This is a genomic window from Paraconexibacter algicola (genome assembly GCF_003044185.1).
In the GTDB taxonomy this organism is placed as follows: Bacteria; Actinomycetota; Thermoleophilia; order Solirubrobacterales; family Solirubrobacteraceae; genus Paraconexibacter; species Paraconexibacter algicola.
Genome location: NZ_PYYB01000001.1, coordinates 845,282 through 867,416, shown reverse-complemented (window position 1 = coordinate 867,416; position 22,135 = coordinate 845,282). Strand labels below are relative to the sequence as shown.

Below are 22,135 nucleotides of genomic sequence, written 5' to 3'. Positions count from 1 at the left end.
CCCGGTCGCCGATGCGTCGCTCGCCCGCGGTCACACGGCCTTGCCGATCACGAGCGTCACCGGGACCGGGCTCGGCTGCTCGGCGAGCAACGCCCCTCCGGTGCCGAGGATCAGCTCGGCGGCGGCGCCGTTCAGGTGGATGTTGCGGGCGTCCTCGTCGTCGAAGAGGTCGACGAGGTAGAAGACGGTCGGGTCCTGCTCGGCCCGCAACGTCAGCCACGGACGGGTGCCGGCCTCCGCCTCGACGTGCTCCAGCGCAGCGACGAGGATGTCGCTGAACTGCTCGGCGGTGTCGGGCTTGGTCTTGAACTGGATGACGAGTCCGGGACGGGCCATGAGGGTGCTCCTTCGGTAGTGGGGCACCGACGGTGCCGCACCCGCCTGCACCCAACGCGACGCTGTACGTATCGTTTGCGCCATGCGCATCGGCGTCGTCGCGATCCCCGGTACCTTCGACTCGGCGTTCACCAGCGTGCTCGACATCCTGCGAGTCGCCGAGATGCTGCGGCCCTCGGTGGACCGCGACATCCCGCCGCTCGAAACGACGGTCGTCGGCCTGCGCCCGTCCGTGAGAACCGCCGGCGGGCTGATCGTCGAGGCCGACCGCGCGCTCGACGACGGCCTCGACGACTATGACGTCCTTGTGGTTCCCGCACTCGGGGCGCTGTCTGCGCCGGCCGTGGAAGATGCGCTCGCCCTGCCGGAGATTCGCCGGCTCCGCGCCGTCCTGCACGACAGCCCGGAGGCCGAACTGCCGCGCCTGGCGGGCGCGTGCACCGGGACGTTCCTGCTCGCCGAGGCCGGCCGGCTCGACGGCGTGACGGCGGCCACGAGCTGGTGGCTCAGCGAGACCTTCCGACGTCGATACCCGAAGGTCGATCTGGACACCTCGCGGATGGTCGTACGCAGCAGCAGCGTCCTGACCGCAGGCGCGGCCTTCGCGCACATCGACCTCGCCGTCAGCCTCGTCGCCGAAACCTCCCCGCGGCTCGCGGAGACCGTCGTCCACCACCTCCTCATCGATGAGCGACCCGCGCGATCGATGGAAGCGGTACACGCACACCTCGCCGTCACCGACACGCTCGTCACACGGCTCGAGGACGAGGTCCGACGCCGCATCTCGGACGACCTCTCCGTGACCGACCTCGCCGACGCGCTCGGCGTCACCAGGCGCACGCTCGAGCGCCACGTTCGCCTACGGACCGGAGCGACCCCCAACCAGCTGGTCCGACGCCTGCGCGCCGAGCGCGCCAAGCACCTCCGCCGCACCACCGACCTCTCGATGGATCAGATCGCGCACCGCGTCGGCTACGCCAACGCGGTGACCCTCCGCCGACTGCTCGCCAGCACGACCTGACCAACCGCGACCGCCGCTCGACCGGCAAGACCCGCTGCCGCGGTGACGGGACGACCGCATCGGATGGGCAGCAGCCGTTCGGCTGATGTCGCGACCGTCGCAGGTACGTCGGCGGAGCTCGTCATGACTCGTCGCGAGGCGCGTCGCCGCCGGCACCGCGGCGCGCCGTCGATTGCCGCGCGGGCGCGCGAGGCGGCTCCGCGATCAGGCGTCGCGGCTCGAGCGCCCGGCGCCGCCGTTCAGGACGTAGACGGTGGTCTCCGCATGCGCGATCGTGATGGGCCCGTCGCGGACGGTCGCCTCGAGCGTGCGCCAGGGCCCGTCGTGGCGGGAGCACCAGGCCTCGATGTGGACGTCGCGGTCGATGCGCAGCGGGGCGCGGTGGGTGATGCGGGTCTCGACGTCGATCGCCTGCCCGTGGCCGTGGTCGGCGGCGAGCTCAAGGAAGATGTGGTGCAGGGCCGAGGGGAGGACGGTGCCGTCGGCGCGGCCGGGCGGGCCCTCGTGCTCGGGACCGACGAGCAGCTGGCCGGACCAGCGGCCGGCGGCGTCCGCCGCACCCGTGGCGGTGGGGCGGGGCGCGGACACGCCGGCGGCCGGTTCGGCGGCCGCCCCATCCCCCTCGAGGTCGACCACCGGGAGCAGCCGGTCGAGCCACGCGGGGATCCAGAAGGCGGCCGGGCCGGCGAGGCGCAGGGCGGCGGGGAGCGCGATGAGGCAGACGGCGGACGCGGCGAGCAGGACGGTGGCGACCAGGCCGGCGCCTGTCTGGCGGATCGTCTGCAGGTCGGGCGTCATGAAGGCGAGGAAGACGCCGGACATGATCGCCGCCGCGCCCATGATGACGGGCCCGGTCCGGACGATGGCCGAGCGGATCGCGGTGCCGACGTCGCCCGACCGCAGCCAGTTCTCGCGCAGCCGCGTGAGGATGAAGATCTGGTAGTCGAGCGAGAGCCCGAAGATGAGTGACAGCAGTGCGAGGAGCGAGAGGGCGTCGGCGAAGCCGGCGCCGCCGAGGAGCGGGTCGGACCCGGTGGAGAGCAGCGACAGCACGCCGAAGGACCCCGCCACGACGAGCGCGTTCAGCAGGACCGCGACCAGCGGCAGCAGCAGCGCCCGGAGAACGAGGACGAGCGCGGCGAAGGCGACGGCACTCAGCGCGGCGACCAGCCACGGCAGGCGCGCGTTGAACGCGCGCCGGTAGTCGGTCAACTGCGCGGCGACGCCGCCGACGCGGGCGTCCGCCCCCGTGCTCGCGTGCAGCCGGTCGGCGGCGCGGCGGACGCGGTCGTAGAGGCCGGCGGTGGCGGGATCGTTCGGGCCCGAGCGGGGGACGACGGTCAGCAGCGTCGAGCGGCCGACCGGCCGGGGGCCGAGGACGAGCGCGACGTCGCGGTCGTCCACGAGCCCGGCGCGGAGGACGCCGAGCGCGCGCCGGCCGGCCGGGGTGTCGAGGGTGGCGCGGCGGTCGACGGCGATCACCTCGAGCGGCGCGCTCCAGCCGGGACCCAGCGCGCGGACGACCCGCTCGGCGTCGGTGCGGACGGGTGCGTCGGGCGGCAGGACGCGGACATCGGGCGGCCCGGCGTCGAGTCCGACCCCTGGGACGGCGAGCGCACCGAGCACGGCGACCGCCGGCAGCGCGGTGAGCACCGGTCGCCGGAGCAGCCCGGCGGCGAGCCCGCCCCAGAGGCCGCCGCCGTCCGCCGGCGCCCGGCCGAACCGCAGCCGCTCGAGGTGCCCGCCGACGAGGACGAGGGCGGCCGGGACGGCGGTGAGCGCGGAGAGGACGCCGACGACGGCCGCCGCGGCCGCGCCGACCGCGGCCGACTGCAGAAACGTGCCCGGGGCGAGCAGGATCGCCACGCCCATCGTCACCAGGATCGTCGCGCCCGCGACGACGACCGTCCGGCCGGCGGTCTGGGCCGCCGTCGCCGCCGCCGCGTCCACGCTGGCGCCGTCGCGGCGCGCCTCGCGGAACCGCGAGACCATCAGCAGCGAGTAGTCGACGCCGAGCGCGAGCCCCATCATCGAGGCGATGGGCGTGCAGACGTCGGTGATGTCGCGGGTGCGGGCGACGAGGTCGGCGACGCCGAGCGCGCTCGCGACCGTCGCCCCGCCGAGGACCGCGGGGATCGCCGCGCCGAGCGGCGAGCGGAACACGAGCAGCAGGACGAGCAGCAGGATCGGGACTGCGAGCTTCTCCGCCTCGTGGGCCTGCTCGACGGACGCGTCGGAGATCGCGCTTCCGATGGCCGAGAAGCCGGTCACCGATGCGCGCACCGGCGGCCGCACAACCGCGTCGACGACGGGCTGCACCGCGTCGGCGACCTCCGGGCCGAACGTCTCGTCGGTCGGGCGCTCCACGAGGACCACCGCCCCGCCGGCCGGCCGCAGCTGCGGCGGCGCCCCCTTGTCGAAGGCGGACAGCACCGTGTTGCGCGGATCCGCTCGCAGTCGCGCCGCCAGCCGCGCGGTCTGCGCGCGGACGGCCGGCGCCGGCCCTTGGAGCAGGACCGGCGCCTGCCCGCGGCTGCCGATCTCCGCGTCGGCCAGATCCTGCGCGGCCTGTGCGCGCGTCCCCGGGACCTCGATGGACGTCGGGGCGATGTGCGACTCGAGCTGCGTCCCGTTGTAGGCGAGCGCGGCGGTCAGCACGAGCCACACGACGAGCACGAGTCGCGGCCGGCGAAGCGCCAGCCCGCTCAGCGCGCCCACAGGACCGTGCCCCTCCTCATTCACCAGATGGTGAAGAAGACCTGACGGGGTGTCAAGCTACGCGCGGCCGAAGAGTGCGCGCACCATCTCCTGGGTCGCGGCGATCGCCTCGTCCAGCGCGGGCGTACGGCCGTCCTCGAGCAGGGCGACCGTGAAGCCGTCGATCGACGCGAGCACGAGCGTCACCATCGCCGCGTCCGGCAGCGACGCGCGCCACCCTGCGGCGAGCATCGCCGAGAGCCGCGCGCGCACCATCTCGCGGTAGCGAGCACGCACCTTCCTCACCGGCTCGGCGAGCGCCGGATCGGTGATGGCGGCGGCGTACAAGCTCAGCCACGCGGCGTGCAGCCGGGGGTCGCCGACCACGTGGTCCCACATGGTCCCGAACCCGACCTCCACGACCTCCGCCGGATCGTCGAGCCCCGCGACCGCCGCCTCGACGTCCGCGAGCAGCCGGTCGCCGAGGTGGACGATCGCCGCCGCAAGCAATCCGGCCTTGCTCGTGAAGTAGTAGTGCAGGAGCGCCTTGTCGACGCCGGCCGTGTCTGCGACCCGCTGCATCGTGGTGCCCGCGTGGCCCCGGTCCGCGATCACCCCGAGCGCGGCGTCGAGGATCTGCACGCGGGTGCGGCCGGGATTGCGCGGGGCGGGCACCGGCGTGATGCTAGGCCAGCGGGACCGGTCCCACGGACCGGGGCCCCCGACGGACGCGTCCACGTGCAGCGACTCGTGCAGCAGCAGCGGGCTTGAGGAGAAGGTCGCCGACTACGGCGACCACCGCGACCCGCAGGCCGCCATCGCCTGGCTGCGGAAGTTCGTCGATGGCGCCAAGATCGCCGGTGAGCTGTACGGGCGCGCCCTGGTCGTGATCGCCGCCGAGCAGCACGCCAGCCGACTCGTCGTCCCGGCAAGCCAGCGCACGCCCGCGACGAGCTGGAGCTCACACAAGGACCACGTCGCAAAGGCGCTGCGGAAGCTGTGCGGCCCAGCAGTGCCCGAGCACGCACCGTGAGCGAACGGCATGTATGGACATGGTGTCCGCGGCGGGTTAGGGTCGCGGCATGAGCCAGCACCCGCAGCACGACGCCGACGAGTACCGCTACCACTCCGGCGTCTCCACCCCGGCGGGGACGCCGGATGCGGTGGAGTTCATCGATGTGCACAAGGCGTTCGGGCGCAACAAGATCCTGCGGGGTCTGAACATGGGTCTTCCGGAGGGGAAGATCTCGATGATCCTGGGGCCGTCGGGGACGGGGAAGTCGGTGTGCATCAAGCACATGGTCGGGTTGCTGTACCCGGACGAGGGTGATGTGCTGGTGCATGGGGAGTCGGTGCCGAACATGCCCGACGACGATCTGTTCGAGATGCGCAAGAAGTTCGGGGTGCTGTTCCAGGACGGTGCGTTGTTCGGGTCGATGAACATCTTCGACAACGTGGCGTTCCCGCTGCGGCAGCACACGGAGAAGTCCGAGGAGGAGATCGCGCAGATCGTGGATCAGCGCATGGAGGAGGTCGGTCTCGGGGCGGCGAAGGACAAGTTCCCCAACGAGCTGTCGGGTGGCATGCGCAAGCGTGCGGGGTTCGCGCGGGCGCTGGTGCTGGATCCGGACATCGTGCTGTTCGACGAGCCGGACTCGGGTCTGGATCCGGTGCGTACGGCGCTCCTGGGGGAGTTGATCCAGGAGATCCACGAGACGGTGATGAACGAGGCGCGGGCGGATGGGCGTAAGCACATGCCGGCGTTCGCGATCATCAGTCACGACATCATGACCTGCCGTCGGGTGGCGGAGTACATCTCGGTGTTGTGGCGGGGGAAGATCGTGGAGGCGGGTCCGGCGCAGGACATGCTCAACAGCGACAACCCGTTCATCCGGCAGTTCCTCGCGGGCGAGTCGATGGGCCCGCTCACCATGGACTGACGCCCGCGCCCGGGCCGGGTCGCCGCCTCCTACGTGCCCGTCAGCCCGGCCAGGAGCGCCTGCGCCGCGGGGGTGGTCGCGTGCCCAGCCCGCTGGACCGCCGCGAGCGTGCGGCGGGCGAGCGCCTCGCCCGGGAGCGGCGTCAGCGGCTCCGGGCCGCGCTGCGCCTGCGCGACGGGCAGGACGCTCCAGCCGACGCCCAGGCGGACCATCGCGGCGAGCACCTCGGGCTGGCCGGACTCGGCGACGACGTCGAAGCGGGCGCCGGTGCGGCGCAGGGCCTCGGCCACGATCGCGCGCGTGCGCGAGTCCGGCGGGAACGTCACCCACGGACCCCAGGTGGCGGGTCGGCCGATCCGGGTGCCGGGCGGGGCGTAGACCGCCAGCGGCTCCTCCCGCAGCCGCGTCACCGTGAGGCCGGTGTCGTCGTCGGGCACGACGCAGACGACGAGGTCCAGGCTGCCGCGGTGGAGCTGGTCGAGCAGGGCGGCGGACGGCGCGACGGTGAGGCGCAGGTCGACGTCCGGCCGGTCGGCCCGGAACGTGCGCAGCGCGGCGGGGAAGTGGTCGACCGCGGCCACGTCGATCATCCCGACGCGCAGCGGGCCGGCGTGCCCGGAGCGCCGCTGCGCGGTCCAGCGGGCGAGCTCCCCGGTCTCGGCGAGCACGCGCTCGGCGTAGCGGAGCACGACGTCGGCGTCCTCGGTGAGCGCGCGCCCGCGGCCGACGGGCCGGAAGATCCGCACGCCGACGCGGCGCTCGAGCTCGGCGAGGCCCTGCGAGAGCGCGGAGGGGGAGACCCCGACGGCGCGGGCCGCGCTGGCGAACGTCGGCTCGCGGGCCGCGGCGACGAGGTACTCGAGCTGCTGGACCGTGAGGTTGGGCAGGATCTGATCGTTCACCGCTCGGAGACCATACAACGGACTTTCTTCACGAACGTAACTGTCCGTGCGGAATGGCTTACGTTGGGCATATGCCTGACACGCCTGCTCCCACCGTCGCGCCCGCTGAGGGCAAGCTCGGGATCCTCAACGTCGGCCTCGGTGCCGTCACCACCACGCTGATCGCCGGCGTCGAGCTCGCCAAGCGCGGTCTCGGCGAGCCCGTCGGCTCGCTCACCCAGATGGGCACCATCCGCCTGGGCAAGCGCACCGACGACAACGTGCCGCTGATCAAGGACTTCGTCCCGCTCGCCGCCCTCGAGGACATCGTCTTCGGCGCCTGGGACCCCTACAAGGCCGACGCCTACGAGGCCGCCGTCAACGCCGGCGTCCTGGACCGCCACGAGCACCTCGCCCCGATCGAGGACGCGCTGCGCGCGATCAAGCCGATGCCCGCCGCCTTCGACGGCGCCTACGTCAAGCGCCTCGAGCCCGAGAACGTCATGGCGGACACCTCCAAGCGCGGCATGCTCGAGCAGATCCGCAAGGACATCCGCAGCTTCCGCGAGGAGCACGGCTGCGCCCGCCTGGTGATGATCTGGTCCGGCTCGACCGAGGTCTACATCGAGCCCGGTGCCGCCCACGCCAGCCTCGACGCCTTCGAGGCCGCCATCGACGCCGAGGATCCGTCGATCGCCCCGTCGATGCTCTACGCCTACGCGGCGCTGCTCGAGGGCGTCCCCTACGCCAACGGCGCGCCGAACCTCGCCGTCGACACGTCGGCGCTGCGCACGCTCGCCGAGCAGCAGGGCGTCGCGATCTCCGGCAAGGACTACAAGACGGGCCAGACCCTCCTGAAGACCGTGCTGGCGCCGATGCTCAAGGCCCGCATGCTCGGCCTCAACGGCTGGTACTCGACGAACATCCTCGGCAACCGGGACGGCGAGGTCCTCGACGACCCCGAGAACTTCAAGACCAAGGAGACGTCGAAGCTCGGCGTGCTCGAGGACGTCCTGGAGCCGGAGCGCTTCCCGCAGCTCTACGGCGACGTCTACCACAAGGTCCGCATCAACTACTACCCGCCGCGCGGTGACGCGAAGGAGGGCTGGGACAACATCGACCTCTTCGGGTGGCTCGGCTACCCGATGCAGATGAAGGTCGACTTCCTCTGCCGCGACTCGATCCTGGCGGCGCCGCTGGCGCTCGACCTCTGCCTGTTCATGGACCTCGCCCAGCGGGCCGGCATGGGCGGCATCCAGGAGTGGCTGAGCTTCTACTACAAGTCCCCGCAGGTGGCGCCCGGCCTGTACCCCGAGCACGACCTGTTCATCCAGCTGACCAAGCTGAAGAACACGCTGCGCTGGATGATGGGCGAAGAGGTCATCACGCACCTCGGCCAGGACTACGCCGAGGACGAGCTCGCCGGCATCTCGTAGGTCCCCACGGACCGCATCGGCAGGACCCGGAGGCCCCGCACGCGCGGGGCCTCCGCCGTTTCCGCCCGCTCGCCTCAGCGGCGCCGCGGCACCGTGAACCGCAGCACGAGCGGGGTGCGGTCCGCGTTGCCCGAGGCGTCGATCGCGCGGACGCGCAGCACGTGCCGGCCGGCACGCAGGCGCCGAAGGGTCAGCGGGCTCGTGCACGGCCGCGCGCGGCCGCCGTCCAGGCGGCACTGGAAGCGGACGCCGCGCTCGCTGGCGCCGAAGCGGAACGTCGCGATCCCGCGGCGCAGGCGCGACCCGGGGCCACCGCGCCGGAACGTCTCCGGGGCGGTCGTGTCGGCGGGCCCGGCCATCGTGCCGCCGCCCGGACCCGGCACCGTGCCCGTCCCGGGCGTCCCCGTCCCCGTCCCCGGCGCGGGCGTCGGCGTCGGGGTGGGCGAGGGCTGGGGCGCGGGCGCGGGCGGCGGCGCCGGGCGCTCGTAGGCGCCGATGTCACGGATCGCGGTCCCGTCGCCGTTCCCGTCGACGACCCGCGGGTTCCCGTTCAGGTCCACGGTCGGCGACGCGGTCCCCGGCGTGCCCGCGTCGACGCCCGCGGATCCGGCGGCGAGCGAGAAGTCGGACCCCGCAGGGTCCGCGAACGTGGGGGCGCTCAGCACCATGTCGGTGGCCGACGTGCTGCCCGGGCCGGCCGCGCCGACGACGCCGGGCACGTGGCTGGCGCTCAGGGCGATCCGCGCCGGCCCGACGCCCGTGGCCGAGCGCTGCCCGGCGGCCGTGAACCCGGCCACGATCGAGTTCGTCACCGTGACGGTCGCGCCACCGGTCGACTGGGCCGTCGCCGCCACCGGCGGGGTGGTCGCCCCGGGGGCGGAGGACACGATCGTCGCGTGGTCGAGCGTCACCGACGACGCGGTCGCGTTCGGCGACGTCGCGGCGACGGGCGGGGCGTCCGCGGCCATCGTCAGCAGGAGGTTCGTCAGCGTCACCGTCGCGGGCCGGGCGAGCACCGCGGTCGAGCGCGCCCCGAGGACGACGACACGGGACGCGGTCACCGGTGAGCCGCTCTCGGCGCGGATCGCCGTGACCCGCGGCTGCTCGATCGTCAGCTGCGTCGCCGTCAGGCCGGTGGGGGTGGCCGATCCGACGTCCAGCGCGGTCGCGAGCGCGCCGCTGCCCGACGGGGCGATGCGGACGCGCTCGAGGCTGCTGATGCCCCCGTTGAACGTCAGGCCGTAGGAGCCCGTGCCGCCGGGCGACGGCGGGTTGCGCAGCTCGACCTCGACGTCCCGCAGGATCGTCCCGGCGTCGGCGTTGAGCGCGCTCCCGTTGTCGGTGGGGAAGCTCTCGCCGACGACGATCGAGAGGTCGCGCAGCAGCGTCGGTCCGCGGCCCGTGAGCGACACGACGAACACGTTGGCGCCCGAGCTGCTGGTCAGGAAGCTCGCGCCGGCGCCCTGCCCCACGACGGTCAGCGCGTCCGTGCCGGTCGGCGTGAACGTCGAGGTCGTCGAGAAGACCCCGGGGCCCAGGACGATCGTGTCGGCGGTCCCGTCGCTGCCGCTCGTGCTCATCGCGGTCTCGAGGCTGGCCTGGGCGACGGTCGTCCCGTCGTTCGGGCACGCGGCGCTGAAGGTCGGCACGCAGAACGTCGTCGCCGACGCCGACGCGGGCAGGAGGGCGAGCGCGGCGAGACACGCCGGCAGCAGGAGGCGCGGTGCGGTCATGGGTCCCCGGTGATCGTGTGGAGCGGGGTCGGACGACCCGCGCCGCGACATGGTGGCGCAGCGGGCGCCGGCGCGCCAGCGCGACCGTCAGCGCGCCGCGGCGCGCACCGACATCGCGGTGAGGTGCGCGACCAGCGTGCGTCGTTCCAGCCCGGTGCTGCCGCGCAGCCACGTGATCACCGCCTGCGTGATGCCGGTGACGAGCACGAGCGCGGTCACGCGGTCCTTGCGGCCGGGGCGGCGCAGGCCCAGCACGTGCCGCAGCACGAGATCGGCGAAGTCCTCGTAGGCCTGCTCACGCAGGGCCTCGAGGGCGGGGACGGCGACCGCCTCGACGTAGAGCCGGGCCGTCGCGGGGTCCTCGAGCGACGAGACGAGACGGTCGATCGCCACGCGCGTGCGCGCCACCGGGTCGGCCGGGATCCCGTCGAGCGCGGCCACGATGTCCGCGAGCAGCGTGCGGTGGAAGTCGTCCAGCAGCGTCGTCAGCAGCGCCTCGCGCTCGCTGAACGCCTCGTAGAAGTAGCGCTTCGTCAGGCCGGCCTCGGTGCACACCGCGCCGACCGTCGTGCCGGCCACGCCGTCCCGTCCGACGACCACGAGGCCGGCGGCGAGGAGCTGCCGGCGGCGTAGCGCGGTGCGCTCGCTGGCGCTGACGCCGCGGTAGGGCCGGACGGGGGGCACGCGGTCATCCTCGCAGCGCGCGCGGTCCGACGCCGCCACCGACTTGACACGGCGTCGTGTCAACTCGTACCGTCCGGGCACGCCGGACCTGACACGGTCCCGTCTCACTTCTGGTCCGGCGCCACACCACCATGGGTTGCTGCATCGCCATCGCACTCGTCCTGGGCGCCCTGCGCCCCGCGCTCGCCCGGCTCATGCCCGGGCGCTTCGCCACCGCCGAGCTGCTCGCGCCGCCCGCCCGCCGGCCGGTGCCGGGCACCGACCCGGTCGTCGCGCCCGAGCGGCCGGCCGTCGCGCCACGACCCGAGGCCGCCGGGCCCCGTCGGGCGCGCCGACTCCGCCGCCCGACGCTGCCGTCGGCGCTCATCGCCGCCGGGTTCGCCTGGCTGCTCGTCACCGAGCTCCTCGCGCACGTGCTCCACGTCGTCGCGCACTCGCAGCTCCTGCACGCGCCCGGTCCCGTGCTCGTCGTCGCGGGCCTCGCGCTCCTGGTCCGCGACGCCTACGCCCCGGCGTCCCGCCGCCCCGTCCCCGACACCCTCAGGCCCCTCGCATGACCGATCTGCTCGTCCGTCCCCAGCCCGTGACCCAGGACCGGCCGGGGGACCGTGCCGTCACCGCGCTGATCCCCCCGCCGGCGGGCGCGCTCGGACCCGTCAGCGCCGCCCGGATGCGCCGGGCGCTCGCGGTCTACGCCGCCGTCTGGGTCCTCGGCGTCCTGCCCGCGGTCCTCGGGGCGTCCGCGGCGCTGCAGGCGCTCGGGCTCGGCATCGTCGCCCCGGGCGGCGGGCTGTGGGCCCAGGGCTCGCCGATCCTCGGACTCGTCGCGACCCTCGCGTTCGTCTCGTCGCTGTCGATCTGGTGGGCGGCCGGCCCCGTCGTGCTGCCCCCGATCGTCCTCGCGCTCACCGCCGGGCTCGCCGCCTGGCGCGCCGACGACGCCGCCCCGGGCACCGGCGCCGTGATCGCCGTCGCGCTGGCCGTCCCCGCGCTCGCCCTGCTCGCGCGGCTCGTCGTCGAGGTCCGCCACCGCCGCCAGCTCGCCCGCCGCCGCGTGGCCAACGATCGCCTCGCGCACGAGCGCTTCACCGTCACCGGTCCGCCGACCGTCGAGGCGCACCTGCCCGTCGTCGAGCACTCCGAGGACGACCTCGCGCACCTGCGCTACAGCCTCGACCTCGCCCTGCAGCCGCTCGACCGCTTCGACGGCTTCACGCACATCGACCAGTTCCGCGAGGCGGCGCTGCGGTACCAGCTCACCGCGCTGTCCAACAGCCTCGCGATGGCCCAGCTGACCCGCACGCCCGCGTTCGGCGGCTACCTCGCCGAGGGCCAGCGCAACGCGATCGAGAAGATGCTGGACCGGCGCGTCTGGGGCTACTGGGCGATCGAGAACGCGTGGGGGAACCTGTCGCTCAACCGCGACCCGCTCGACACCCACGAGAACATCATGCTCTCGGGCTGGCACGGGATCATGGTCGGGGCCTACGCAACGCTGAACGACGACCGCTACAGCCGGCCCGGCGCCCTGACCTTCCGCTGGTCGCAGGACGAGGCCTACGCCTACGACTTCGGCGGGCTCGCCGACCAGATCCGCCGCAACGTCGACGCCTCGCCCTACGCGCTCTTCGCCTGCGAGCCGAACTGGATCTACCCGGTCTGCAACTCCTTCGGGATGAACACGCTGCTCAGCCACGACCGGCTGCACGGCACCGACCACTTCGCCGCCACCGAGCCCCGCCTGCGTGCCGCCTACGAGTCGGACTTCCTGCGCCCGGACGGCCGCATGGTCGGCGTGCGCTCCGCGCACCTCGGCCTGTCCTGGAACTTCTGGACCGGAGCGGCGCTGCAGCTCGGCACCTCGTTCTGGCTCAACCCGACCCTCCCGGAGATCGCCCACCGCACCTGGTGGCTGCTGCGCGAGAACACGCTGACGCTGCGCGACGGCGTCCTGCACACGCCGCGCGCCGTGTCCGACCGCCTGGACCCCGGCAACTACAAGCTCGGCTCCGAGACCTTCGGCCACGTCGCCACCACGCTGGCCGCGCGCGAGCTCGGCGACGAGGACGTCGCCCGCGCCGCCGAGACGGCGCTCGCCGCCGGCACCCCCACCGCCGACCACCACGGCGCCCGCCGCTACGACGGTGCCTCGCCGCTGGCCAACTGCTACGCGAACCTGGCCCGGTTCGGGCGGCGCAGCGGCCTGCGCGACCTCATCGCCCACGGCGTGCCCGAGACCTGGACGACCGGTCCCCGCCTCGCCGAGGCCGCCTACCCGGAGGTGCAGGTCGCCCGCGCCGTCACCGACGGCCACGCGCTCGACCTCGTCCTGCGGCCCGGTGCCGGACCCGTCCGCACGACGCTGCGGCTGGAGCAGCTCGTGCCCGGCCGGCAGTACACCGTCCGCGGTGGCCTCGTGGACGAGCTCATCGCCGCCGCCGACGGCAGCGCGCTGCTCGAGGTCGAGCTCGACGGGCGTCGCGAGGTCCGGATCGCCTGAGCCGGACCCGGTCGCCCGGCCGCGCCGCGCTCAGCCGCGCGGCGCGGTCGCGAAGACCTGCACCCAGTAGTGCCGCAGCCGGCCGCCGCGCGCGTAGCCGGTGCCGATCCGCGCGTACGAGGACCGCAGGATGTTCGCCCGGTGGCCGCTGCTGCGCATCCACGCGCGGCATGCCGCCGCCCCGGTCGCGTAGCCGCCCCCGATGTTCTCCCCGACACCCGAGAACACGCCCGTCAGGCGCTCCACCCGCTCCGAGGGACCACGGCCCTCCGGGTCGGTGTGGTCGAAGAACCCCTGACGGCGCATGTTCTCCGCGTGATCGCGCGCGGCCCGCGCGAGCGACGGGTTGACCCGCAGCGGCGCGAGGCCGCGCTTCTCGCGCTCGCGGTTCACGCACGTGCGGATCGCCCGCTCGTTCGCGGCGCGGGAGCTCGCCGTGGCGCTCGCCGTCGGTGCCGCGGTCGCGGCCGGCGCGGTGAGCTCGGCGGGCGGGGCGCCGGTCGCGGACGCCGTGAGCGCGAGGACGGCGACGGTGGTGGGAACGGCGACGGCCTGCTTGAGCATCGGTGCCTCCTTCGGGGACCGCGACCGTAGCAGCGACCCCCGGGCCCGACCGCCGGTTCGGCCGGGCCGTCAGCGGGATCTCGCCGCTAGCCTCCGGGCGTGCGCTACGTCCACACGAACCTGGTCGCGCGGGACTGGCGCGCCCTCGCGGACTTCTACGTCCCCGTCTTCGGCTGCGAGCTGCTGCTCCCCGAGCGGGACCTGCGCGGCGCGTGGCTCGAGGACTCGGCGGGACTGGCGGCGGGCGCGCGCCTGCGCGGGGCGCACCTGCGGCTCCCCGGGCCGCCCGAGGCCGACCCGCAGACCTGGCCGACGCTCGAGCTCTTCCAGTACGACGACCCCGTGGAGCAGACCGACCCGGTCGCCGACCGGCTCGGGTTCGGCCACCTGGCGTTCCGCGTCGAGGACGTGCCCGGCACGCTCGCCGCGCTGCTGCGGGCGGGAGGCGGCGAGCTGGGCCGCGTCGCCCACACCACGATCCCCGGCGTGGGCGAGCTCACCGTCGTGTACGCCCGCGACCCCGAGGGCAACATCCTCGAGCTCCAGAGTTGGGCCTGAGCCCCGGCGCGGGGCTCGCGAACGCCGAGGAACGGTCCGCAGAATAGCGCTCCAACGCGCCAGCTTTCGTGTGAAAACCGCTATTCCATGCGCAATCTCTCAGAAAGACGCGGGCGTTCATCAAAAGCACCGGAAAACCGGGTGTAGCACCGGCAAACGGTCTCTTGACCTGCGACAAGACGGTGCACTACCGTGCGCCACGTCCGGGCCGACCCCTGCGGGTGGGCCTGGCTGTCCATAGGGGTCGGCCGTGCCGGGAGCGCGGTCGGAACGCCATCAGGGGAAGAGGTTCCAATGCTCGGGTCCACTCGCGGCGTGCGCGCCGCGCTGGTCGCATCCGTCGCCGTCGCCGCGCCGCTCGCCGCGGCGCCCGCGGCCAACGCCGGCCTGCTCGGCGGGCTGCTCGGTCCGGTCGTCACCACGACGAACCAGACCGTCAACCAGACCACGACCGCCACCTCCGGCCTGGTCTCCCAGACCCTCGGGGCCACCACGACCCTCGTCAACGGCGTCGTCTGCCCGACCGTCGGCTCGCTCAGCCAGCAGCTCGCGACCGTCCCCGGGCTCGGCAACGGCCTCGGCGCCATCGGCTCCGGGCTCACCTCCCTGACCTGCGCCTCCTCGCTGCTGCACTACGAGGTCGTCACGCGCTACAAGCGCCCCAACGGCACGATCCTCACCCGCTCGACCCCCGCGCTGATCGGCGTCCCCGCCGCCCTGAACGTCGACGACGAGGCGCTCGCCGACCTCAACGCGACGCTCACCCTCACCTCCCTGAACACGATCGGCCTCAAGGTCAACCGCGACCTGCTCAAGTCGGCCGCGAACCTCCCGGTGTCCGTCGAGGTCGTCGTCTCCGACACCTCCACCCGCATCCTCGGCCGCCGCAACCTCTCCTTCGGCTACGACGCCACCGCCGACCAGGCGCCCGGCGGCTTCACGCTGGAGACCCCGCTCGACACGATCACCCGCCCGGGCGGCGACTTCCGCGTCACCCTCAGCCAGACGCTGCGGCGCAACCGCATCAAGCTCATCGCCGGGCTCTTCGACGGCACCTCCAGCGCCCGCGTCAACCCCACCGAGGTCTCGATCGACTACGGCGCCTCGCCCGACACCGCCACCATCGTCGCGCGCGCCGGCTCCGACCTCGCCGCGACCCTGACGACCAACCGCCCCGGCCCGACCACCGTGGCCGGCCGCGTCGTCGACGGCACCACCACCGACGCGTTCGACGCGCAGATCACGAACCTCCCCGGCACGCTCAGCATCGCCGCCAGCACCGCCGGCGGCACCCGCGCCACCTACTCGGCCTCGGCGCGCGTCGCGACCATCGACGCGACCCTGCAGCGCACCGAGAACGGCGTCCTGCGCCAGAAGACGAAGCTCAACCTCGCCGACGTGCCGACCGGGCTCACCGCCACGGTCGCGGGCGACGACGTCCAGGTCGCCACCACCGGCGGCCCGCTCGGCCTCGCGAAGCTCGGCCAGGCCAACGGCGAGCCGAAGTTCCTCCCCGACACCGAGCCCGCCTACGTCTACAGCGACGACGACGGCACGCTGCGCTCCGTCAGCGCGAAGATCCCCGGCCTGCAGTCCGCGACCGCCCGCCTGAGCGGCACGCCGACCGTGTCCGCCAAGCTCGCGTCCACGCCGCTGCTCGCCCGCATCGTCGACACCCGCCAGCGCATCGACGCCCGCGTCAAGAACGTGCCCGCCTGGTTCGACGCCAGCCTCGACCTCGACAACGGCCGCCTCACCTACGACGGCCACGGCACCGGGATCGGCCGGATCGAGCTCGACGCCGTCTCCACGACCCCGTTCTTCGGCCGCGCCACGAAGCTCAAGGGCACGCTCGTCGACCTCCCGTCGAGCCTCGACGCGCGCATCGAGACCGCGAACGGCAAGGGCGGCATCACGCTCGACCGCGCGCTCGGCCGCGCCGAGATCATCGCCTCCAACGGCCCCGAGACCCTCCCGGCCGGCGGCGGCCAGGGCGCCATCTACCGCGACCTGCCCGGCGGCGAGTACCTCGTCTCCGCCCGCGTCGACGGGATCCGCAAGGTCGCCTTCGACACCACCGGGGCGCCCCGCCTCTCCGCCGTCACGGCGGGCGGCCCGTTCTCGGTCGCCCTGCGCACCGACGCGCTGGACGTCGCGGGCGACATCCGCGACCTGCCCGCCGACGTCGACCTCGGGTTCGACCTCGACGGTGGCCGCCTGACCTTCGAGGGCAAGGCCGCCGACGGCAGCCCCCGCGGCATCGGGCAGCTCGACCTGACGGCCGCGGACCCGCGGCCCGGCAGCGCGCTCATCGCCCGCGCCACCCGGATCCAGGGGCGCGTCAAGGACATCCCCGCCTCCCTGGACCTGCGGTTCGACACCGACGGGGACGACCTGTCCGTCGACGCCTCCAACGCGATCGGCTCGATCGAGCTCGTCGCGGCGAACCGCGCGATCGACTTCCGCTCCGGCGGCGACCTGCCCGCCGACGACCGCCAGGGCGCGACCCTGGTCGACCGCACCGGCGGCACCTTCGCCGTCGGCGCCCGCATCCTCGGCCTGAAGTCCGTCAGCGCCGCGCTCGGCCAGGACCTCGTGCGGCTGAGGACGCACACGCGCGGCGGCCCGTTCGACCTCGCGGTCGACACCGACGACCTCACCGGCACCGCCCAGGTCCGCGACCTGCCGGCGAAGCTCGACACGACCCTCGACCTGCCGAACGGCAAGGTCACCGTGGTCGGTCGCGACGCCGACGACTCGCCCGCCACGATCGAGCGCCTCGACGTCGCCCTCGCGGCCCGCGAGGCCCTCCTCGGCCGGGCGAAGTACCTCGACGCCACCGTCAAGCGGATCCCCGCCGACCTCGTGCTCGACATCGCGCAGGACGGCGAGGGCGCCCGCCTCGAGGCCAACGAGCCGATCGGCTCCGCCGAGGTCATCGTCTCCGCGACCCCGCCCGACCGCGCCGCCGACCTCCCGGCCGGGGACGAGCAGGGCGCGAAGGTCGTCGACACCGCCACCGAGTTCACGATCGCGGCCCGCATCCGCGAGTTCGAGAAGGTCGCGGCCCGCGTCGCCGGGGACGTCGTGCGCGTCGGCACCAAGACGGAGGGCGGCCCGTTCTCGGTCCGCTTCCGCACCGACGAGCTGAACGCCACCGGCCGCATCGAGAACCTCCCGAAGGAGCTCGACGCGACCCTCGACCTGCCCGCCGGCAAGCTCACCGTCGACGGCCACGGCGAGGGCATCGACCGCGTCCTGCTCGACGCGGTCTCCACCCGGCCGCTGCTCGGCCGCGCGACCGCGGTCCGCGCCCGCGTCGAGGGCCTCGCGCCGCTGACCGTCGTCGACCTCGCGCAGGCCGGCAACGGCGCCCGCGTCGAGGCCAACGAGCCGATCGGCCTCGTCGAGGTCGCAGCCGCCGACACGGTCGCCGGCCTCGCCGACGCCCTCCCGGCCGACGACGACCAGGGCGCCGTCCTGCTGGACACGCCCGTCCGCTACGCGGTCGGCGCCCGCGTCCGCGGCCTGAAGAAGGTCGTGGCGCTCCTCGACGACACCGTCACGCTCGTGACCCGCACCGCGAGCGGCCCGTTCACGATCAAGGCCCGCACCGCGGACCTCGACGCGGACGCCCGCATCGCCGACCTGCCGTCCGCGCTCGACGCCACGCTCGACCTCGACGGCGGCGCGCTGCAGTTCGACAACAGCGACGTCATCGACGAGATCACCCTCAAGGCGATCGCCCGCACCGGCACGCTGCTCGGGCGCGCCACCCGCGTCGAGGGCACGATCCGCAGGCTCGCCAAGCGGGCCTCGATCACGATCGACCCCGCCGCCCCGTCGGCGACGGTCGACGCGGACTCCCCGATCGAGGAGGTGTCGATCCTCGCGACCGACCTCCCCGAGGACCAGGCCGCCCCGGCGATCGCCGACGGCGAGCAGGGCGCGATCTACCAGGACAAGGCCGGCCAGCCGTTCGTGCTCGCCGCCCGCCTCCTCGACCTCCGCCGCATCGGGCTGCAGCTCGACGGCCAGGACGTCGACATCGACGCGCGGCTGCGCAGCACGCCGTTCTCGATCGACGCCACCACCGACGACCTGACGGCCACGGCGCGCATCGACAAGCTGCCCGCCCGCACCTCGCTCGGGTTCGACCTGCAGAACGCGCGGTTCACCTACGCGGGCCGCAACGACGACGACGAGCCCGTCGGCGTGGACGAGATCTCCTTCTCGGCCCGCTCCGACCAGCCGATCTTCGACCGGGCGCGCAAGCTCCAGGGTCGCCTCACCGACGTCCCGTCCGACCTCACCGTCGGCCTCGACTCCGCCGGCAACGGCGCCACGGTCGCGATCCCGGACGGCCAGGCGCTCGGCGACCTCGAGCTGCACGTCGCCGACGACGTGGACGCGCCGTTCCCGCTCACCGAGCAGGGCGTCCGCTACCACGACACCGCCGACGACTACGGCATCGCGGTCAAGGTCACCGGGCTGAAGAAGCTCGCGGTCGGCCTCGACACCGGCAGCGGCATCGGCCTGCAGATCGACCGCACCGCCGGCAGCCGCTTCGTCGCCGACGTCGACGTCGACGGCCTGCTCACCGCGGTCGCCGACATCGCCGACCTGCCCGCCTCGGCGGAGCTCGCCGTCGACCTCGACGGCTCCAGCGACAACCCGAACGCCCTGACGTTCAAGGGCCGGGACGAGAACGGCGACCCGGTCGGCATCCAGCGCCTGACGCTGTCCGCCGAGTCCGACGAGCCGATCCTCGGCGGCGGCCGCTACATCCAGGGCGACATCGAGCGCCTGCCGTCCGACGTGGCCCTGTCGTTCTCGCAGGCCAACGGGCGCGCGACCGTCAAGGCGATCGACCCGAACGACCCGGACGCCGACGGCACCCCGGTCGGCAAGATCGAGCTCGCCGCCTCCGACGAGGCCGGCCAGTTCACCTACCCGACCTCGGAGGGCCAGCCGGCCCAGGGCGCGGTCCTGCGCTCCAAGCCGGGCGAGCCGTTCCGCGTCGGCATCCGCGTGCTCGAGCTCCGCGAGCTCAGCGTGCAGTTCGACGAGGCGATCAGCCTGAAGTCCAAGACCGCCGGCGGCCCGTTCGTCGCCGACGTCTCGACCGAGGCGTTCGCGGCGCAGGCGAAGATCCTCGACCTGCCGCAGGAGCTGACGCTCGACCTCGACCTGCAGGCCGGGGAGGTCCGGTACACCGGCTCCGCGCCGATCGGGCAGATCTTCGCCGACATCGACGGGCGCGAGCCGCTCTTCCTCGGTGCCACCGGCATCGAGGTCGACCTGCGGGACGTCCCGCAGGCGTTCACGCTCGGTCTCGGCACGGCCAACGAGGCGGACCCGGAGGCGACCGACCTCTCGGGCATCAAGCTGACGGCCGACCAGCCGATCGGCTCCGTGAACATCCGTGCGCGCAGCCGCAACCGCTCCTACCCGGTGCTGCCCGCGGGCACCGCCGGGGCGATCATCGATGCCACCCTCACCGACGAGGAGAAGGCCGAGGACCCGACCCAGGAGCAGCTCGCGCTCGCCCTGCGCGTCTTCCAGCTCAAGCGCCTCGAGGTCAACCTCGCGCCGCTCGTGCTGAAGACCGAGATGCAGGCCGGCCGCGTGTTCACGGTCGACGCCAAGCTCCCGCAGACCGCGGAGGACGGCACGCCGCGCCGTGACCTCGAGGTCGCCGGCACGATCGACCGGCTGCCCGCCGTCGTCGAGCTCGGCCTCGGGGACAACCTCGAGGGCGACACCGTCAACGGGTCGAAGCTCATGCTCAAGGGCAGCGAGCCGATCGACCTCGTCAAGCTCTCCACCCGCGGCCTCGAGCTGCTGGAGGGCGCCGACGCCGTCGAGGCGGAGATCGAGAACCTGCCGGTCGACGTCGACGTGACGCTGCCCGACCAGGGCGACCTCGCCCGGGTCACCGCGCGGGACGCGCAGGGCCAGCTCACCCCGATCGGCCAGCTGCGGCTCGCCGCGGGCAGCGGCACGGCGAACCTGCCGGCCGACGACTACGACGCGGCCGCGGGCGGCGCGGGCACGCTCAACGACCTCCTGAAGTTCAGCCAGACCTCCGGCTTCGACATCCGCACGCGGCTGTCCGGCGTCCGGTCGATCACGCTGGACCTCGACCCGGTCAAGCTGCGCGGCCTCACCAACGGCGGCAAGAAGCTCGACATCGACGCCGAGGTGCCGCTCGAGGAGGGCGGCGCGCCGGTCAGTGTCAAGGCGCTCGTCGACAGCCTCCCGTCGGACCTGACGCTCGAGCTCGGGGACAACCCGGGCGCCAACGGGCCGAACGGCACGCGGCTGCAGGTCCTCGGCAACGCCCGCATCGGCCTCGTGACGCTCGACACCAGCGGCCTGGAGCTGCTGCCCGGGGCGTCCGTGGTCCAGGCGGCGCTGCACGACCTGCCGCTGAGCACGACGATCACGATCCCCGAGGAGGGCTCGCTCGCGACGATCGCCGGGCTCAACGGGGCCGGGCAGCCGGACCCGATCGGGCAGATCCGCCTGGCCGCCCACGGGGGCTCCGGCACGCTGCCGCAGTTCATCGACCCGGCGTCGCCGATCCCCGGCACGGTCACGCAGGCCACGGCCAGCAACGACCTGCTGAAGTTCGCGACCGATCCGGCGAACTTCGGGATCGCCCTGCGGCTCACGGGGGCGAAGGTCATCGACGTCAACCTCGAGCCGGTCGCGCTGCAGCTGCAGCAGGACCCGGCGAAGGCGCGGCCGATCACGATCGACGCGGCGATCCCCGCGGGGACCACCGTGTCGGACGTGGACGGCCTGATCAACCGCCCGGGGGCCTCGACGAAGCTGTTCGTGAACCTCTCCAACGACCCGTCGGTGCCGTCGTCGATCAACTTCGACAACTCGCAGAAGCTCGCGCGCCTGGAGCTGTTCGCGACCAACCTCGGGTCGATCCCGTCGGCGAAGCTCGCGTTCGACAACGTCGCGCCGAAGCTCACCGCGTGCCTCGACCCGGGCAACGGGTGCCGCCGGCCGAACCCCAACGTCCCGGGGAACACGACCTCGGGGCCGCGCGGGTGCTCGGGCGGCAACATCTTCAACCCGTGCAGCGGCCCGCCGCAGGACAAGATCGGCAACCGCTACAACGCCAACGGCAACGGCCGGCCGTACAAGGCCTCGGCGTCGCTGAACTTCGACGACCAGGGGTCGCTCGGCACCGGCACGGCGGCGACGGACTTCACGACCTTCCGCGCGAAGCTGAAGCTCACGCCGACCGACCCGGAGATCAAGTTCGGTGACCCGGACACGAACGCGGGCGGCCTGACGTTCAAGACGTTCAGCCTGGACCTCGGGACCGGGCCGGCGAACACGACGATCAGCTCGTTCGGGCAGAACCTGCCGCTGCTCTACATGTTCTTCGACTCGCGCAACGCGGGCGGGGTGGCGCAGCCGTTCGTGATGGACGGGATCTCCTACCCGCCGCTGGTGAACTCGTTCAACGTCGGCACGCAGGCGTCGAAGGCGACCGCCTCGGCCCGCTTCGTGTGGGCGCGCGGCGACGGCTCGATCGTGACGGCGCCCGCCTCGACCTCCACGGGCTCGTTGGCCTGCGGCGGACGGCGCGAGCTGCTGATCTCGACGGGTCTGGGCAACATCAACGTGCTGAACGTCCTCGGGCTGAACTTCGCGCTGCTGCCGGTCTGCAGCAGCTGAGTCCGGTCCCGGGCACCGCCCGCCCACGACGGCCCCGGAGCGCCTCGGCGCCCCGGGGCCGTCGTGCGTCGCGAGCCCGAT

Annotated in this window: 15 protein-coding genes; 8 read left to right on the top strand and 7 right to left on the bottom strand. The window is 73.7% G+C overall.

What is annotated here, in order from left to right:
* Positions 1-30 precede the first annotated feature (30 nt).
* A complete protein-coding gene (locus C7Y72_RS23090) occupies positions 31-336 on the bottom strand; it encodes a putative quinol monooxygenase (protein ID WP_158276628.1) in 306 nt (101 codons plus the stop codon).
* A gap of 82 nt (positions 337-418) precedes the next feature.
* Here C7Y72_RS23090 and C7Y72_RS04060 point away from each other — a divergent pair, with 82 nt between their 5' ends.
* Positions 419-1,357: a GlxA family transcriptional regulator gene (locus tag C7Y72_RS04060; RefSeq protein ID WP_158276627.1), complete on the top strand. Its 939-nt coding sequence runs from the start codon at positions 419-421 to the stop codon at positions 1,355-1,357.
* A gap of 204 nt (positions 1,358-1,561) precedes the next feature.
* On the opposite strand, the gene C7Y72_RS04055 is transcribed toward C7Y72_RS04060, so the two are convergent.
* Positions 1,562-4,075: an MMPL family transporter gene (locus C7Y72_RS04055; RefSeq protein ID WP_146175245.1), complete on the bottom strand. Its 2,514-nt coding sequence runs from the start codon at positions 4,073-4,075 to the stop codon at positions 1,562-1,564.
* A gap of 57 nt (positions 4,076-4,132) precedes the next feature.
* On the bottom strand, positions 4,133-4,729 hold the full coding sequence (locus C7Y72_RS04050) for a TetR/AcrR family transcriptional regulator (RefSeq protein ID WP_146175244.1): 597 nt from the start codon (positions 4,727-4,729) through the stop codon (positions 4,133-4,135).
* A 7-nt stretch (positions 4,730-4,736) separates the two neighbouring features.
* Here C7Y72_RS04050 and C7Y72_RS22685 point away from each other — a divergent pair, with 7 nt between their 5' ends.
* A complete protein-coding gene (locus C7Y72_RS22685) occupies positions 4,737-5,087 on the top strand; it encodes a hypothetical protein (RefSeq protein WP_146175243.1) in 351 nt (116 codons plus the stop codon).
* 49 nt (positions 5,088-5,136) lie between these two features.
* The gene (locus C7Y72_RS04040) at positions 5,137-5,994 is read left to right on the top strand and encodes an ABC transporter ATP-binding protein (RefSeq protein WP_107567317.1); all 858 of its coding nucleotides are present in this window, start codon (positions 5,137-5,139) and stop codon (positions 5,992-5,994) included.
* A 29-nt stretch (positions 5,995-6,023) separates the two neighbouring features.
* On the opposite strand, the gene C7Y72_RS04035 is transcribed toward C7Y72_RS04040, so the two are convergent.
* Positions 6,024-6,896 carry a LysR family transcriptional regulator gene (locus tag C7Y72_RS04035; RefSeq protein WP_158276626.1) on the bottom strand — a complete coding sequence of 291 codons (873 nt, stop codon included), beginning with the start codon at positions 6,894-6,896 and terminating at the stop codon, positions 6,024-6,026.
* Between the two features lie 71 nt (positions 6,897-6,967).
* On the opposite strand from C7Y72_RS04035, the gene C7Y72_RS04030 reads away from it, so the two are divergent.
* Positions 6,968-8,311, top strand: a complete 1,344-nt coding sequence (locus C7Y72_RS04030) for an inositol-3-phosphate synthase (RefSeq protein WP_107567315.1) — start codon at positions 6,968-6,970, stop codon at positions 8,309-8,311.
* 74 nt (positions 8,312-8,385) lie between these two features.
* On the opposite strand, the gene C7Y72_RS04025 is transcribed toward C7Y72_RS04030, so the two are convergent.
* Positions 8,386-10,044 carry a hypothetical protein gene (locus C7Y72_RS04025; RefSeq protein ID WP_107567314.1) on the bottom strand — a complete coding sequence of 553 codons (1,659 nt, stop codon included), beginning with the start codon at positions 10,042-10,044 and terminating at the stop codon, positions 8,386-8,388.
* 87 nt (positions 10,045-10,131) lie between these two features.
* Positions 10,132-10,728: a TetR/AcrR family transcriptional regulator gene (locus C7Y72_RS04020; RefSeq protein ID WP_158276625.1), complete on the bottom strand. Its 597-nt coding sequence runs from the start codon at positions 10,726-10,728 to the stop codon at positions 10,132-10,134.
* Positions 10,729-10,859: 131 nt separating this feature from the next.
* On the opposite strand from C7Y72_RS04020, the gene C7Y72_RS23085 reads away from it, so the two are divergent.
* Both C7Y72_RS23085 and C7Y72_RS04010 read left to right on the top strand, forming a co-directional pair.
* Positions 10,860-11,285, top strand: a complete 426-nt coding sequence (locus C7Y72_RS23085) for a hypothetical protein (protein ID WP_158276624.1) — start codon at positions 10,860-10,862, stop codon at positions 11,283-11,285.
* Positions 11,282-13,228 carry a linalool dehydratase/isomerase domain-containing protein gene (locus C7Y72_RS04010; RefSeq protein WP_107567311.1) on the top strand — a complete coding sequence of 649 codons (1,947 nt, stop codon included), beginning with the start codon at positions 11,282-11,284 and terminating at the stop codon, positions 13,226-13,228. The genes C7Y72_RS23085 and C7Y72_RS04010 overlap by 4 nt, the downstream gene beginning before the upstream one ends.
* A gap of 30 nt (positions 13,229-13,258) precedes the next feature.
* Here C7Y72_RS04010 and C7Y72_RS04005 read toward each other — a convergent pair whose 3' ends face one another.
* The gene (locus C7Y72_RS04005) at positions 13,259-13,792 is read right to left on the bottom strand and encodes a CAP domain-containing protein (protein ID WP_107567310.1); all 534 of its coding nucleotides are present in this window, start codon (positions 13,790-13,792) and stop codon (positions 13,259-13,261) included.
* A gap of 99 nt (positions 13,793-13,891) precedes the next feature.
* Between C7Y72_RS04005 and C7Y72_RS04000 the strand changes: the two genes are divergently transcribed.
* Together C7Y72_RS04000 and C7Y72_RS03995 are read left to right on the top strand one after the other, a co-directional pair.
* The gene (locus C7Y72_RS04000) at positions 13,892-14,350 is read left to right on the top strand and encodes a VOC family protein (protein WP_107567309.1); all 459 of its coding nucleotides are present in this window, start codon (positions 13,892-13,894) and stop codon (positions 14,348-14,350) included.
* Positions 14,351-14,665: 315 nt separating this feature from the next.
* Entirely contained in the window at positions 14,666-22,054 is a 7,389-nt protein-coding gene (locus C7Y72_RS03995) for a hypothetical protein (protein WP_107567308.1), read from the top strand.
* Positions 22,055-22,135: the final 81 nt, after the last annotated feature.